We start from the raw sequence: 15,471 nt of genomic DNA, 5'->3' as shown, positions 1-15,471 counted from the left end.
CAATATGACTCTTTTGGAAACCTTAGCATTTCCCGTTTTATTCATTTGGTTTGTGGGACTGCTTCTCACTTTTTTTCGAAAGGATCTAGAACCACATTGGAAATTCTTTTTCTTCCTTGTGTTCTGTTTTTACCTCGTTCAATTTTTCCCTGAATTTTGGCTTGGGGTCACGAGATGGAAGGAAAACCCCAAAGGGGAAGTGCTCCAATGGATTTCTGCCATGGGGAATTCCATTTATGTGTTTTTGTTTTTTTTATGGCCCCTTGTTCTCATCCGAATTTATTATTCCGCATCCAATCATTTAAGTAAAACCTTGATTCCTGCACTCGCGTATGGGACGGTTCTGTATTGGGCATTATTTTTTCTTTGGACCTTGTATTCAAAAGAGTTCAATGAATGGCTTCATCAAATATTTGCAAATAAATAAAGAAAAGGGCGAAAAATGGCAGTTCCATTTATAGATATCAAACGATTTGAACCAGGATTTTTGGACACCTGGAATGAAAAAGTAAAGTCCATGTCAGAAAACGCACAGTTCATTGGCGGAAATGAAGTTACTGATTTAGAAACAAACCTTGCCACTTGGGCTGAAACCAAATATGCGATTGGTTGTGCAAATGGAACCGATGCCTTACAACTCGCGTTACGCGCTGTTGGAGTGGGTCGTGGTGATAAAGTATTATTACCTGACTCTACTTTTTGGGCGACTTTCGAAGCTGTTGTGAATGTGGGAGGAGATCCTTACACAGTGGATACAAACCCAGTGGATTTACAAATGGATTTCCAAGTGTTCCAAGAAGCTGTGGAAAAAGTAAAACCAAAGGCAGCTCTTGTTGTTCATTTATATGGTTGGGGAACTGCAAAGATTGAAGAACTCCGTAAGTTCTGCAAAGAAAAAAATGTGGCCCTCATAGAAGACGGAGCACAGTGTTTTGGTGTTAAACACAATGGAAAATCTCTCTACAAAGAGGCGCTGATCTCAACAACTTCCTTTTACCCTGCAAAGGTGTTAGGTGCCGCTGGTGATGGTGGTGCTGTATTCACAAATGATGAAGAATTGTCAGTCGTCACAAGACGTCTTGTGAACCACGGAAGAACATCCCATTACGAACACGGACTTGTTGGTTGGAACTCAAGACTTGATTCCTTACAAGCAGCATTTCTCAATCTATCACTCAAACACTTACAAAAGAGAATTGAATCACGAAAGTCTTCACAAAACATCTATTATAAGGAATTACCAGGACTTGGGATTGGAGTGATCCAACCACCAAAAGGGTATGATGAAAATGGATATTGTAACGTGACATTGGTGGATCCAGAAGTTCGTCCCAAAATTGAAGCAGTCTTAAAAGAAAAAGGAATTGGTTTTGGAAACATCTATCCAGGTGCGATGTCAGACCAACCAGGTGCTAAACCATATCTCATGGAACGATTTGGAAACGAGGGAAATGCTCGCCGGATTTCAAAATCAGTTCTTAATTTTCCACTCTTTGCTTATATGACAAGTTCGGAAATGGATGAAGTGTTGAGTGCAATTAAGGCATATAACGCTAGTAAATAATGGAAAAACTTCGGGTAGGAGTCTTTTTATTCTTTTTACTCATCCTTGCGGTGTTAACCTTTAGTTTGTCTAAAAGTTGGCGCCTCTACGATGGTGGGTATGAAGTGACTGTGGAAAACCCAGAGTCGAAGGAAAAAGACTCCTCACCTGAACCTACTGACAGTTTAGATTTAGAAGATGGGAATGGTAAAATTTATTGGAAACAATACTTTATTTACCCACATGGGCTTGTAACCGAATCAGGTGGATTTGGTCCCGATGGCATTTTAACACATGCACGTAATTTGTATTCGATTAGTTTGAGAGATGGGAAAATCCAAAAACTATTCCCTCATGATGTTTACATTTGGGATTTTTTTGTGGGAGAGTTTTCTAAAAAATCAGTGGCCAACACCATTGATGATCCAAAAGAAGATGTCTTACAAATTGAGAAAAAACTTTTGATCTTTGCTGTGACAGAAGATAGCAATTTGGATGGAGTCCTCAACTACAAAGACCACAAATTTGTGTATCTCTTTGATCCAGAAACAAATAAATTAGATTCCGTTTTACCGCAAGGGTATCATTTCAGAAAACTTTTATTTAATTCTTTGAAAAATCACCTAACTTTGATTTTGGGAAAAAATCCTGAACCTCAACAAAAAAATGTTAGGAAAAAACTCCCCGAACCAAACATCAAACTACATGTATATGATTATGATGTAATCACGACAAAAGGAATCTTAAGTGGTTCATTAGAGTCGCTGACAACTTCAGAACAAAATCAGTAATCGAATCACTCTCCCCAAACTTGGACACAATCTTCATTAAAGATTCCCATGATGGTTTTGTTTGCAAATTCTACCGCTGAGATTTTTTTAATCCCTGCTTTTTCAGCAGCATCTCGAATATTTCCACCACGTTTGAAATAATACATATTCACATATAAGTATGAGTTTGTACAGGAACGGCCCACCTTTAGAATTTTACCTTCTGCGAGACTTGCCGCAATACCTGGATTACCACTTTGTGAACCATCCCGAGAACTATGAGTTTCATTGATCACAAGGGAAACAAAGGGCACTCGGTACTCAGGGATACATTGGTATGTGAGGCAGAACAAACTAAAGATGCTGAACTTATAAATTTTTTTGGCCATGCACATAGGTACAATACTTCCCATAGATAAATAAAAATTCCACCAAGTGATGATCGATATATGAAATTTTGATGATCCCATTTTCTTTTGCGATACTTCCTGCCCCAGCATTACCCCAGGAATACAACCGAAGGAAATGTTGGACACAACCGGTTGCGATCGTATCTTCTTTTACATTATTTTCAGGATCAAAGTCTCCATCAAAATGGATGTTGGTATAAAGTAGGCCAGGTAAAGGTTTGTAAACTTCACCGTAAAAACAAGAAACAGTTAAAAAACTAAGCAGAAGAAAACCAATATAAAGTTTCATCTTTCAATTTCTCCTGTCAAAATAAGACAATGTCTGACGATCACAAAGGTTAAGATAGAATGCACTTGGATATCAACGGATCGGATTTTTGTGATATTGGATATTCGTTTGGCTTCTTCAATGCTTGCATCTCCAGTTGAGATCAAATAAAGATAAGAAAATGCGCATGCTTTGCCTTCAACCGATCCTTCAGCTTTCCCTAATTTTCCTGGGTAATTGTCCTCTCTATAAAGGGAACCCAAACGGCAGTTTTGTGTAGTGATAACCAAGAATACTAGAAAGAGAATCCATTTTACAAATTTAGGTTCTATCATCTTTGGTCTTTACTCACATTGTCTAAATTAAAGATCACTCCAAATTGAAAACCCACTTGGTCAAACGATTCGCTGGAAAAGGAATTTGATTTTAACATTCGTTTCATACCATGTAATTCGAAGGAAAATCCAAATTCGGGAGTGAGATAATAATTGATCCCTAAAGCAGCTCTTCCACTAACACCCATTCCACTTGCCATTAAACTTTGTAAATATAGGTTTGTGTAACCCATTGACCGATAGGAAGCATTGAAGTTAACAAGTCCTAATTCTAATCCAATATAAGGATCAAATTTATTTTTGGTTAAGAAGTGATAATTGAGTCCAAGACCATACACACGATCTTTATAGAGTGTATATTTATTTTGAGTGTATTCTAAAAAGGGAGAAAATCCTGTTGGGTTATTTCGATCAGCAAAAATAAATTGATCAGATCTTTCTCCTTTTACGGAATTTGTTGCATAGGAAAGAAAAATTCCCAGATGGTCAGTGAGTCCATATTCAAAAAACACGCGCCCAGTTTTTCCTGGCTCGACCTTTCCTTCGGGGATTGGGATGACAGATGGAACGGCTTGGGTACCTAACAAACGAACGGGTAATAAACCAAATTGGGTTTGGGTTTTCATTGCATTTTGTAAAGATGTTTCTCGTTTTTGCAGACTACCTCCCGTATAAACTGTCTCTCCACCTTGTAAATTTAGGTAAAATCCACCTTGGTAAAAACCAATGGGATACTCTGCTCGTGGAGTAGGTGTTTGCGAAAAAATGGGTAAAAATCCATTCAAAATCAGTAAAATAGATAAAAACAACCATTTAGAGAGAAAGTTTTGATTCATTCGCAAATTCTAACGGGTGCTTGTTGGTATGTCAATGGAAAAGAAGTTGGATTTGGAAAAGAATTTCCTAAGGAGAAATAAAAAACCCCAATTTACATTGGGGTTTTTTATTTTTTCGATTCGAAACAAATCAGGGGCAGTGGTTAAACTTTTACAGAGTTATAACTAAAGTTCCCTAATCGTTTGGTGTTTGTTTAAGACAAAGCATCCTTTACCAAATCATCTTGTTCCTTTAAGTGTGTGACAACGTGTCCACATGCAGGGCTCGGGAATTCTGAACGACCTGCGTAATGCAGACGTTTGTTTTCCGGCATAACTGCTTCGATACGATCTCTCACAAAGAACCAAGCACCTTGGTTTTTTGGTTCTTCCTGAACCCATACAAATTTTTTCAGTTTTCCGTAACTGGTGATCATTTGTTTGATATGGTTTTCAGGGAAGGGATAGAGTTGTTCGATACGAACGACTGCTACATTTTCTAATTTTTGGGTATCAATCGCCTTACGTAAGTCATAGTAAACCTTACCAGAGCAGAAGAGTAACTTCTCTACTTTTTCTGGTTTTGCCACTGGATCTGGAAGGATCTTTTTAAACGCACCCGTTGTAATGTCTTCTAAACTAGAAGCTGCATCTTTCAGACGAAGAAGAGACTTCGGTGTCATGATGATAAGTGGTTTTCTGAAACTTTGTAGGATTTGGCGGCGAAGGATATGGAAGTACTGTGCTGGAGTGGTGAGGTTTGCCACTTGGATGTTGTCGAGTGCACAGAGTTGTAAGAACCTCTCAAGCCTTGCGGATGAGTGTTCTGGACCTTGGCCTTCGTAACCATGTGGTAATAAACAAACAAGACCAGACATCCTTTGCCACTTGATTTCGGAACTCGAAATGAACTGGTCAAAGATCACCTGTGCATTGTTAGCAAAATCACCAAACTGTGCTTCCCACATCACAAGGCTACTTGGATCGGCAAGGGAATAACCATACTCAAAACCAAGACATGAATATTCCGAAAGTGACGAGTTTACAATTTCGATCTTTGCTTGTTTGTCGCTGATATGATTGAGAAGTGTAAGTTTTTTACCATTCACAATATCAGAGAGTGTTGCATGCCTATGAGAGAAAGTTCCCCTTTGGGCATCTTGTCCACCAAGTCGAATTGGGAATCCATTCTCCAAAATGGATCCAAAGGAAAGTGATTCCGCAAATCCCCAATCAATCGGAAGTTCACCAGCCCCCATTTTTTTTCGATCTTCTAACACTTTGATGTGTTTTGGATTGGCTGTAAATCCTTCTGGTAAGGTAGTCACTGCTTTTACAATTCCACCTAATTGTTGTTGGAGGAGTTCCGTATGGACATCCGAATCGAGCGGTTCTTTGGTGTATCTTGACCAAACCCCGCCTAGTGTATCCACTGTAATGCGAGTGTCTTTTTCCTTTGCCTGTTGGAAGGAAGTTTCGAGTCCTTGTTGGATTCCGTCTTTGATGAATTGGATTTCTTCTTTTGTAATGTCCCCACGTTGTAATAATTTTTCTTCGTAAAGAGAAATTGTTTTCGGGTGTTTTTTGATGATGTCATACATCTGAGGTTGTGTGAAAGTTGGTTCGTCCGTTTCATTGTGACCAAGCCTTCTATAACAAATCAAATCGATGATCACATCTTTTTTGAATTTTTGACGGTATTCTAACGCAAGTTTGGTGACTCGGTATGCTGCTTCTGGGTCGTCTCCATTCACGTGGAAAATAGGAACTTGGAACCCTTTGGCAAGGTCTGTTGCATACAGTGTGGATCTAGATTCACTTGGAAGAGTGGTGAATCCAATTTGGTTATTGATCACAATGTGGAAAGTTCCACCCACGGTGTAACCTTCCAGGTTCATCATGTTGAGTGTTTCTGCAACCACCCCTTGGCCCGCGAATGCGGCATCTCCGTGGATGGCAACTGGCATGAATTTAGAACGATCCATATCCTTCGCCATTTCTTGTCTTGCTCGGACCGATCCAAAAATCACTGGGTCTACGGCTTCTAAGTGAGAAGGGTTAAAGGCAAGGGAAAGTTTGACTTCTTTCCCATAATGAGTCATCACATGATTGGAATAACCCAGGTGGTATTTTACGTCCGCATAACCAAGTTGGCCTGGGTTTAGTTTTTCTTCAAACTCAGCAAAAATAAGGCCAGCAGGTTTACGGATGATGTTCACAAGAACGTTGAGTCGTCCTCTATGGGCCATTCCAATGACTAGGGCATCCATTTTATGACCACCCGCTTCTTCCACAAGGGTATCAAGCATCGGGATCATGGTTTCCCCACCTTCGAGTGAAAAACGTTTTTTTCCTACGAATTTTTTAGCGAGGAAGTTTTCAAAACTATCCGCTTGGTAAAGTTTTTCAAACAAACGTAAGGCGGTCTTTTTGCTGATCGGTTCGTTGTTGGCAAGTGGTTCCATTCGGTTTTGTAACCACTCACGTTCCTCATCGTTTACAAGGTAGTAGTGTTCACAACCAATTGAACCACAGTAGGTTTTTTCAAACCAATCAATGACGTTTTTCAGTTTTGTTTTTCCAAGATTGTGAATCCCAGAATCAACTTCTGTATCTAAGTCAGATTGTTTGAGAGCTTTAATTTTGAGATCAATGAATTCGCGGTTAGGTTTGTTGATTCCGAGTGGATCTAGGTTTGCAGCTAAGTGACCTTGTCTCCTGTAAGCATTGAGAAGGTTGATGATACCAAAATCACTAAGTGATGAGTCTTTTCTGTGTTCGGTGGATGTGTAGTTTACATATCCATTTCCATTGAACCCACCTCCATTCGAACCATTGTTCGAAACAGAGGACCTTTCTAATTCCCCAAAAAAATCAATCCAATCCTTGGATAAAGAAGATGGATCTTCTTTAAATTGTTTGTAATATTCTTCCAATAATACAACGTTATCGCCGTATAAACTCATCATCTGATCGGTTGTCATATAATCTCCCTAAAACAACAAAACAACTGTTTCATTACGAATGGATGGACCATTTCGCATCAGCATCCATCGCCGCTTCTCTGAGGACTTCGGAAAGAGTAGGGTGAGCATGTGTAGAACGAGCAATGTCTTCTGCACTAGCACCAAACTCAAAAGCAATTGCGGCTTCCGCAATCATGTCAGAAGCTCTCGGCCCTACGATGTAAACTCCAAGGAGTTTGTCCGTTTTTTTGTCAGCGAGGACTTTTACTTGTCCATCGGTTTCGTTCATGGCTTTGGCACGAGCATTGGGTTTGAACATGTACTTACCCACTTTATATTCGATGCCTTTGGCTTTTAGTTCTTCTTCCCCAAGACCTACCCAAGCCACTTCTGGCCAAGTGTAAACGATCCATGGGATAGCTTTGTAATTCACATGGCCATACTTTCCACAAATGAGTTCCGCAACGGCAATCCCTTCGTCTTCTGCTTTGTGTGCAAGCATAGGTCCATCAATCACGTCCCCAATGGCATAAATATTAGGAATGTTCGTTTGGAATTTGTTAGGTTCTACTTTGATGCGACCTCGGTCTGTCATCTCAATTCCAATTTCTTTGGCACCAAGTCCATCGGTGTTCGGACGACGGCCAATGGAAACAAGCACCTTGTCACCTTCGAGGATGGTTTTTTTCCCATCTTTGCCTTCGATTTCCACCTCTACTTTTTTCCCTTTTACCTTAGCTCCATGCACTTTGGTTTCAAAGAGAAAATTGATCCCTTGTCCAGTGAGAAGTCTTTCCGCAAGACTTGCCATCGCTTGGTCAGCTGTTCCAAAGAGGCGTGGCATAAGTTCCACTACAGTGACTTTCGCACCAAGACGTAACCATACAGATCCAAGTTCAAGACCAATCACACCCGCACCTACAATGATCAGGTGTTCGGGTACTGCATCAAAACCAATTGCATGGTCAGAAGTGACAATGTTTTTTCCATCCACAGGGAGTGGAGGGATTTCAATCGGAGAGGAACCAGAAGCAATGATGATGTTTGTTCCAGAAATGGATTCTTTTTTTCCATCTTCTGCAGTGATCGAAATTTCGTTTTTGGAAATGAAACTAGCATGACCTAAATAACGAGTGATTTTATTTTTTTTCATCAGGTAGTCGACACCAGATGTCACTTCACTCACTACTTTGTCTTTCCGAGCCATCATCTTAGCGATGTCGATTTTGACATCTTTCACCGAGATTCCATGGTCGCTTAATTTGTGTTTGGTTTTATGATACTCTTCCGAAGAATCAAGAAGGGCTTTGGAAGGAATACAACCTACGTTGAGACAAGTCCCCCCGAGAGTTTTTCTTTTTTCGATAATGGCTACTTTTTTCCCAAGTTGGGCTGCGCGAACCGCAGCCACATACCCACCAGGACCTGCACCAATGACAACGATATCATATTGTTCCATATCCGTAACTACACCTCAAAGAGGAGTCTTGTTGGATCCTCTACCATTTCTTTGATCTTCACGAGGAACTGCACTGCTTCCTTTCCATCTACAATTCTATGGTCATAAGAAAGAGCAAGATACATCATCGGACGAATGACAATTTGGTCATTCACAACTACCGCACGTTTGACGATGTTATGCATTCCCAGAATTCCCGATTGTGGAGGGTTGAGGATTGGTGTGGACATCATTGATCCATACACACCACCATTGGAAATGGAAAAAGTTCCCCCTTCCATGTCCTCTAAAGAGATTTTGCCGTCTTTAACTTTACCGGCAAGCCTTGCGATCTCTTGTTCGATTTGTGCAAAACTAAGTAAGTCGGCGTTACGAACAATCGGAACAACAAGTCCTTTTGGTCCACCCACAGCAACTCCGATATCATAGTAGTTTTTGTAGACAATGTCTGTTCCACGGATCTCTGCGTTGATCGCAGGATAAGCTTTTAATGCTGCCACAGCCGCTTTGGTAAAGAGTGACATGAAACCAAGACCCACACCGTGGGTTTCTTTGAACTTGTCTTTGTATTTATTGCGAAGTTCCATGATTGGTGCCATATCCACTTCGTTAAACGTAGTGAGAATCGCTGCCGTGTGTTGTGCACTCACGAGTCGGCTAGCAATCGTTTGGCGGAGTTTTGTCATTGGCACAACAGTTTCTCTTGGGCCAGCGTTTGCCGATACCACAACTGCTTTTGGAATCTCTGGACTTGGTGATACGGCCTTAGAAGGACCAGCGGAACTGGAACCACCTTTTTCCATATAAAGGATCACATCTTCTTTTGTGATTTGTCCATTACGACCGGTGCCCGTGATTTTTGAGGCATCTAATTTATTTTCTTCAATGAGTTTACGAGCCGCAGGAGGAAGTTCTTCGTTCACTTTTCCTGTGTTAGGTTGAGTGCTTGGTGTTTCTGCCTTCGGAGTAGGGGCACTGGAACTCGCTGGAGCTGATGCCACGGCACCTTCTTCGATGGCACCGATGATGTCTCTCACGTGCACCACATCCCCCACCTTTTTGGAGATGGATTTTAATACCCCAGAGGTAGGAGCAGGAATTTCTAATGAGACTTTGTCTGTTTCTAAAATTGCGAGCACTTCGTCTACTTTAACGGCATCGCCTTCTTTTTTGGTCCAAGCACTAATGGTCGCTTCGGTTACGGATTCCCCCATCTCGGGGACTTTGATGTCTATTGCCATGAAATATTCCTTAGCAGGTTTTTAGAGAAAAATAGCGTTGTTGAGGAGTGAGATCCCATTTGAATCTAAGACTACCGTAACTTACTTAAAGGTAAAAACGCAAGCGGAAAAAACGAAAAGACCTTGAGTTTCAGTTTGGGCACCGATCTGTAGCAAGTATGATCCGTTCTTTCCAAGGCCATACACCTTCCATCCACCCCACTGCCTGGGTGGCACCTTCCGCTGATGTACTTGGGAAAGTCAGCATTGGGGAAGAGTCCTCGATTTGGTTCCAATGTGTGTTACGAGGTGACGTGAATTCCATCACCATTGGCAAACATGTGAACATCCAAGACATGACACTCGTACATGTGGCAAGAGATTTGTTTCCTGTCACGATTGGGGATTATGTATCCATTGGCCACCATGCGACCATCCACGGATGTGTTTTGAAAGATCATAGTTTTGTGGGGATGGGAGCCATGCTCATGGACGATGTGGAGATTGGGGAGTGGTCCTTTGTGGGCGCTGGATCCCTTGTCCCTCCAGGGAAAAAAATCCCTCCCGGTGTCCTTGTGATGGGTAGTCCCGCCAAAATCATCCGCGACATCACAGACAAAGACCGCGAGATCATCACCCGCACGGCAAACAATTATACTAAGTACAAAGAAAACTATCGTAAGGAAGGGATTGGGGGCACATCCCTTTCCTAAGGGAAAGGGACCGGGTGATCCGCTGCAATCTTTCGCTTATGCGAAAGGATTTCCGCTACTCCCCCTTGTGCGGAAATCCGCTTGCAGTTGGGATGGTTGTATGGCAGAATAACGGGACGTATGAAATTCGTGATTCGGTGTTTTTTCGCATTTGTTTTCCTTACTTTAATTTCTTGTAATTTCCATTATTTTGCATTAGCAAATGAATCGAATCAAACGCCAGTTGACCCAGATAAAATCACTGGGGATAAAATCAGATTCCATCTCATCCGTGTGGAAGAATCTCCAAAAGCCAATTTATACAATTCGCCAGCCCTTGAATTCGAACTGGCAAAATCAAAACTTTTCAAACTCAGTCGGACTTCCAAATTAAACCTAACGTATACAAGCAAAACTGGAACTGAGACAGCAGGGATTTCTGCGGTTATGTTTTTACTCACACTTGGGATTTTTCCCTCGTTTGTGGAGACCCATTCCAATGTAACCTTCACTCTGATGGACCGCGAAGACAAAAAAATCATACGTGATTATACATACCCAATCCAAGGTCGTAGGATTGTTTCTTGGTTAACGATTCCGTTTTATATTGTACTTCCTATTTTTTCTGATTCAGTGGACGGGGGTTCGAATTTTGAAACTTCCAATGTTTCCTTACGGATGTTAGTGGAAGCATTTGAATCTGATTTGGCGAAAGACTGTTTGGAAAATCCAGATTTACTCGAAATCTTGCGAAACAAAGGAAACGAATCCATCGATCTTTAAATTTGTTGCTTATTGGTTCAGAGTGAAGGAATCTAGCGGTGAACAAATTCGGCATTCATTCTTTATTCCGCTCTTTTGTTTCGCCATCCACCTAACGAAACAAATTTTTGATTCTTTTTTTGGTTTATATGCAATATATATGAAATACCAACCAATTGATATTTAGAGATCTAATCTATTTCAAACGCTTTCATTAGATGGTTTTGTTTTGAGAGAGGCGATTGGGTTTTCAAATTCATATTTGAGGTATTGAACAATTGAAATCTTTTCAATGGGTATTTTTTTGCATTTTGTTATCTTCCTTTTTGACTTCGTGTTTTGAAACAAAAGAAAAAGAAGAAATCGACACTGAATCTTTAGTTTTGTTAACAGCACTTGCGACTCCAAGAACTTCTGGTCCAACTTCTATACAATTTACGAAGAATTTTGGAAACACAGCATATCTTGGATTCAAAGGTGCTACAATTTATTTAGGAGTGCCAAATAGTTCTGCAGCAAACATTACGATCACTCCCACTGGATTCACTCACAATTTTGTAGGAACAGGAAGAATGTCTGTCGAATCGAGTATTTCCCCTCTTTCCTTAACGGGTGTATCCTATGCTAAAGATTTCGAAAAAGGAACGATCTCTGGGACTGCGCCTGCGGGTGCATCTACCGTAAATAGTAGAGTGATCTATACTACTTCCTTAAGTGGAGGGATCGTAAGTAATCCTCAAGTTTTTTATCCGCTTGTGATCAAATATGATACGGATGGAAACCTTGCGCGATTGAAGTGTAAATCAGCTATAGGTGCAGGTTGCACCTCTTTATTCCCTTATACTTGTGATGCATCTGCTTCTTGTACGTCAAATTCTGAATGTAGTAGTTTAACTGAATGTGTCTACAACCAATAAGACTAACATCACTGTAGATTTTGATCGTTTAAGATTTACTTTCGATCGACAATGAGAATTGTCACGTCATCTGCAAATTCAACCGAACCTACATAATCCTTTGCTTCTTGGATGAGTAGGTTCGCACATTCTTGAGCGACGATTGAATTCCATTTTGTGATAGCCATTTGGAATAATTCGTCATCATAACGTTTGTTATGGTCTTTTGACATATGTTCCGTAATTCCATCTGTATAGAGTACAAGCCTATCCCCTTTACCAAAAGAAAATGTTTTTTCTTCATAATATAGATCGGGAATGAGCCCAAGGATTTTTCCTTTTACATCCAATGGTTTTGCTTTTGATTCTCCCGTTTTGAGAAGGAAAGGTGCATGATGGCCTGCATTAGCGCAGAGAATGGAATTTTCTTTGATGTTGATGATTCCATAAAATGCTGTGAGAAAATTTCCAGCCAATTTGCCAAACAACATATGGTTGAGTGTTGTTAAAAATAGAGAGGGGCTTTGTTTGATTTCTGGTTCAAAGTTTTTTAAAACCATATGGGACATGGCCGCTAAAACTGCTGCGGAAAGTCCATGCCCAGAAATATCAGCAATCAAAATGGAATAATGGTTCTCATCAATTTGTGTTACATCATAAAAATCACCACCAACTTGTTCGAGTGGGATGTGCGAAACACCATAGCTCAATTCTTTTGTCTCTGGTAAAACAGATGGCATGATTTTTTGCATGATGTTTTTCGCACGACTGAGTTCTTTTCCTGTATCTACGATTTGGTGGAAGAGTTGCGCATTTTTAATCGTATTACTGAGTCTTGCCGCAATGTTTGTAAGTAGGTCTAAATCGGAATGTTGAAAAGCATAACCCGAAAGTTTGTTATTGATGCTAATTACACCCAATAGTTCGTTTTGGTAAATGAGTGGTGCCGAAATCAAAGATTTGGATTCAAACCTGTAAGGTGAAAGTTTATTATAACGAGGATCCATGTCCAAATTATGAATGAGTAAGCTTTCTTTTTTTTCTGCGACCCAACCTGAAACACCTTTCCCATACGGAACTTTGATTTGGTCATAAGCGTCTTCAGGAATTCCTTTGGCAGCTAGGACTCCTAATTCTTGTTTGGTGTTATTTGCTATGTAAATGGTTCCAGAACTTGCACCTAAGTATTCTAAAACTCGGTTTAACATCCATTTCCCAAGTTCGTTTAAGCTTTTTTCCGAAACAGAAAGTTTTTCAAATTCATACAAAAGAGAAAGTTCTAAGATACGTTTGTCTAAACTATCTTTGACATTGGCATTTTGAATGGCAGTGGCAGCAACTTCTGATAGCGAAATTAAATATTCTAAATCAGAATCATTAAAAATACGATCATTTGTTTTATTGATCACTTCCAGAGTTCCAATCAACCTTTCTTCCACAAAGAGTGGGACACAAATAAGGGATTTTGTTTTAAAACCAGTACGTTTGTCCATACTAGGATTGAATCTTGGATCTTTGTAGGCATCTACCAGTGCGATGGGTTTTTTTTCTTTTGCCACCATCCCCACAATGCCTTCTCCGAGTTCCAAACGCGCATATTCTTGGATGATCTCTCCTTTTTCACCCAGTGCAACCTCACAGTATAAAAATTCATCGTTTTCCAAGAGGAAAAGGGAACTTGCTTCTGCTTCCAATAAATCCTTGGAGTATAACATGATGAGAGGAAGTAATTGGTGCAAATCCAGGTTTGCATTGAGAATGGAAGAAATATGAAGAAGACTTCTGAATTTGCTCAGGCTAGTTTGTGGGTCTGTCATAGAGGCAACATACCAATTTTTCTAATCGATTCCGATCCGTCGATTTAGAATTTTATGCGTTTTCTTTTTGCATGAGGGAAAAGGGAAACTTCTCAAAAATCACCTTCTTTGTGTTTTTTGGTTTCATCGAATCAATCTTCTTGGCTTACATCAATGTTAGAATCCAAAAAAACTGCTTACACTTGGAAACATAGGAAATCATAGATCATATGAAATTGATTCAATCATTCCGCAGTGATCAGTTTATTTGACAGGGTAGGTTTGAATGTAATAAGAATCGAAGGAATTGGATCCAATGTCGACACGATGATTCTTGACTTTAAAGAACTGAAGTGAGGATTTCGGTTTCATCAATCTTAATTTTCAATTGGGTTGCGTGATTGAGAATTGAATTGCCAATCTAACAATCGTTTTTAATTTGATCCGTATCGGTAAAAGAAATACCAATATGAAAATTCTATCAGTCCAAAAAACCTTACGTGAGTTACTTTATTTCATTACCATATTCTCTTTTTCTCAGTTGTTTCTTTTTTGTAAAAAAGAGTCGGATCCCAATGAAAATTTGTTAAAAATTCTTTCCTTAAACTTATATGCGCGTTCTTGTGCAGGTCAAAACGCTTTTCCTTCCAATGGAGCCGTTGGTTCTCTTGTTCGTTATCAAATTGCCCCATCCCTAACCAATTCTCAAATCACAACCTATAATGCTCCTCACCAAGTGTTTCCTCCTCAAACAGGTGTTACGCAAAAAAATAGATTATCAGTTTTTTATCCTGGTACTGATTCGACTCCTTGTGAAATCAATGCAATTTTACAACAAGGTGCTACAAGAGGATACCATGTCATTGGACTTAGTTATCCAAATGGTGAGGCAGTCAATACGATTTGTAACCAAGGATCTGCTCGAAATGATGCCAGTTGTTTTGAATTGGTTCGGCGTGAAATCGTAACAGGTGAATCTGTCTCTCCTTATGTTGCGGTGGACTCTAACAATGCAATCGAAGGCAGACTGTTATCCTTATTACTTTACTTAAATCAAAACTATCCAGGGCAAGGTTGGGACCAATTTGTATCTGGTGGTTCCATTCTATGGTCGAATGTTTATGTCGGAGGGCATTCTCAAGGCAGTGGACATGCTGCCTACCAAGGAAAAATTCGTACTGTTGGTAGAGTTTCCATCTATAGTGGAGTTTCCGATTATAGTTTGCAAACAGCTTCCAACCCTTCTTGGTTTGGACTTTCGCAACAAGCACCTGCGGGTTCTTATTATGGATTGATCCATGAAAACGACTCTATCGCCAATCTCAGCGGAAATATGAGTCAAGTAACCGATGTTTGGTTAAGTCCATTGGGAATGGTCGGTGCATTGACAAATGTGAATGTTGGGAGTCCCTATGGTAATAGCAAACGTTTGGTGACAACGTCTTGTAATGGAATGGGAACTTTGGCTATGCATTCTTGTCCCATGTTCAATGGATTCCAAAATGTTTGGAATTATGTAAGTTATCCTTGATCTTTTAG

Annotated in this window: 15 protein-coding genes; 7 read left to right on the top strand and 8 right to left on the bottom strand. The window is 40.2% G+C overall.

Annotated elements, in window-relative coordinates; genetic code table 11:
* The first annotated feature begins 4 nt into the window (after nt 1-4).
* Genes DI076_RS08670 through DI076_RS08660 form a run of 3 tightly spaced genes read left to right on the top strand, consistent with a single transcriptional unit; the run spans nt 5 to nt 2,334 of the window.
* A complete protein-coding gene (locus DI076_RS08670) occupies nt 5-427 on the top strand; it encodes a hypothetical protein (protein WP_100726399.1) in 423 nt (140 codons plus the stop codon).
* 15 nt (nt 428-442) lie between these two features.
* Entirely contained in the window at nt 443-1,564 is a 1,122-nt protein-coding gene (locus tag DI076_RS08665) for a DegT/DnrJ/EryC1/StrS family aminotransferase (protein WP_108959553.1), read from the top strand.
* A complete protein-coding gene (locus DI076_RS08660) occupies nt 1,564-2,334 on the top strand; it encodes a hypothetical protein (protein ID WP_174705043.1) in 771 nt (256 codons plus the stop codon). The genes DI076_RS08665 and DI076_RS08660 overlap by 1 nt, the downstream gene beginning before the upstream one ends.
* A 5-nt stretch (nt 2,335-2,339) precedes the next feature.
* Here DI076_RS08660 and DI076_RS08655 read toward each other — a convergent pair whose 3' ends face one another.
* From DI076_RS08655 to odhB, 7 genes are all read right to left on the bottom strand, one after another.
* The gene (locus tag DI076_RS08655; protein ID WP_108959551.1) at nt 2,340-2,708 is read right to left on the bottom strand and encodes a TRL-like family protein; all 369 of its coding nucleotides are present in this window, start codon (nt 2,706-2,708) and stop codon (nt 2,340-2,342) included.
* Nucleotides 2,683-3,012: a TRL-like family protein gene (locus tag DI076_RS08650; protein WP_108959550.1), complete on the bottom strand. Its 330-nt coding sequence runs from the start codon at nt 3,010-3,012 to the stop codon at nt 2,683-2,685. Before DI076_RS08650 ends, DI076_RS08655 begins: the two co-directional genes overlap by 26 nt.
* Complete coding sequence (locus DI076_RS08645; RefSeq protein WP_108959549.1) at nt 3,009-3,326, bottom strand: TRL-like family protein; 318 nt, start codon at nt 3,324-3,326, stop codon at nt 3,009-3,011. Before DI076_RS08645 ends, DI076_RS08650 begins: the two co-directional genes overlap by 4 nt.
* On the bottom strand, nt 3,323-4,162 hold the full coding sequence (locus tag DI076_RS08640; RefSeq protein ID WP_108959548.1) for a hypothetical protein: 840 nt from the start codon (nt 4,160-4,162) through the stop codon (nt 3,323-3,325). Before DI076_RS08640 ends, DI076_RS08645 begins: the two co-directional genes overlap by 4 nt.
* A 194-nt stretch (nt 4,163-4,356) precedes the next feature.
* Complete coding sequence (locus DI076_RS08635) at nt 4,357-7,125, bottom strand: 2-oxoglutarate dehydrogenase E1 component (protein ID WP_108959547.1); 2,769 nt, start codon at nt 7,123-7,125, stop codon at nt 4,357-4,359.
* A 34-nt stretch (nt 7,126-7,159) separates the two neighbouring features.
* On the bottom strand, nt 7,160-8,566 hold the full coding sequence (lpdA, locus tag DI076_RS08630; RefSeq protein WP_108959546.1) for a dihydrolipoyl dehydrogenase: 1,407 nt from the start codon (nt 8,564-8,566) through the stop codon (nt 7,160-7,162).
* Between the two features lie 8 nt (nt 8,567-8,574).
* Nucleotides 8,575-9,807, bottom strand: a complete 1,233-nt coding sequence (gene odhB / locus DI076_RS08625) for a 2-oxoglutarate dehydrogenase complex dihydrolipoyllysine-residue succinyltransferase (protein ID WP_108959545.1) — start codon at nt 9,805-9,807, stop codon at nt 8,575-8,577.
* A 158-nt stretch (nt 9,808-9,965) separates the two neighbouring features.
* Here odhB and DI076_RS08620 point away from each other — a divergent pair, with 158 nt between their 5' ends.
* The 3 genes from DI076_RS08620 (at nt 9,966) to DI076_RS08610 (ending at nt 12,157) form a co-directional block, all read left to right on the top strand.
* Nucleotides 9,966-10,499, top strand: coding sequence for a gamma carbonic anhydrase family protein (locus DI076_RS08620; protein ID WP_108959544.1), 534 nt, complete (start codon nt 9,966-9,968; stop codon nt 10,497-10,499).
* Between the two features lie 120 nt (nt 10,500-10,619).
* Nucleotides 10,620-11,261, top strand: coding sequence for a hypothetical protein (locus DI076_RS08615; RefSeq protein ID WP_108959543.1), 642 nt, complete (start codon nt 10,620-10,622; stop codon nt 11,259-11,261).
* Nucleotides 11,262-11,518: 257 nt separating this feature from the next.
* Nucleotides 11,519-12,157 (top strand): hypothetical protein, encoded by a 639-nt coding sequence (locus tag DI076_RS08610; protein ID WP_135358384.1) that lies wholly within the window; start codon nt 11,519-11,521, stop codon nt 12,155-12,157.
* Nucleotides 12,158-12,192: 35 nt separating this feature from the next.
* Here the strand turns inward: DI076_RS08610 and DI076_RS08605 are convergent, their stop codons facing one another.
* A complete protein-coding gene (locus tag DI076_RS08605; protein ID WP_108959541.1) occupies nt 12,193-13,953 on the bottom strand; it encodes a GAF domain-containing SpoIIE family protein phosphatase in 1,761 nt (586 codons plus the stop codon).
* A 448-nt stretch (nt 13,954-14,401) separates the two neighbouring features.
* Here DI076_RS08605 and DI076_RS08600 point away from each other — a divergent pair, with 448 nt between their 5' ends.
* A complete protein-coding gene (locus DI076_RS08600) occupies nt 14,402-15,463 on the top strand; it encodes a BPSS1187 family protein (protein WP_108959540.1) in 1,062 nt (353 codons plus the stop codon).
* Nucleotides 15,464-15,471: the final 8 nt, after the last annotated feature.

This window comes from Leptospira ellinghausenii (genome assembly GCF_003114815.1).
GTDB lineage: Bacteria > Spirochaetota > Leptospiria > Leptospirales > Leptospiraceae > Leptospira_A > Leptospira_A ellinghausenii.
The sequence above is the reverse complement of the archived record's forward strand: the minus strand, read 5'-3'. Positions and strand labels throughout refer to the sequence as shown.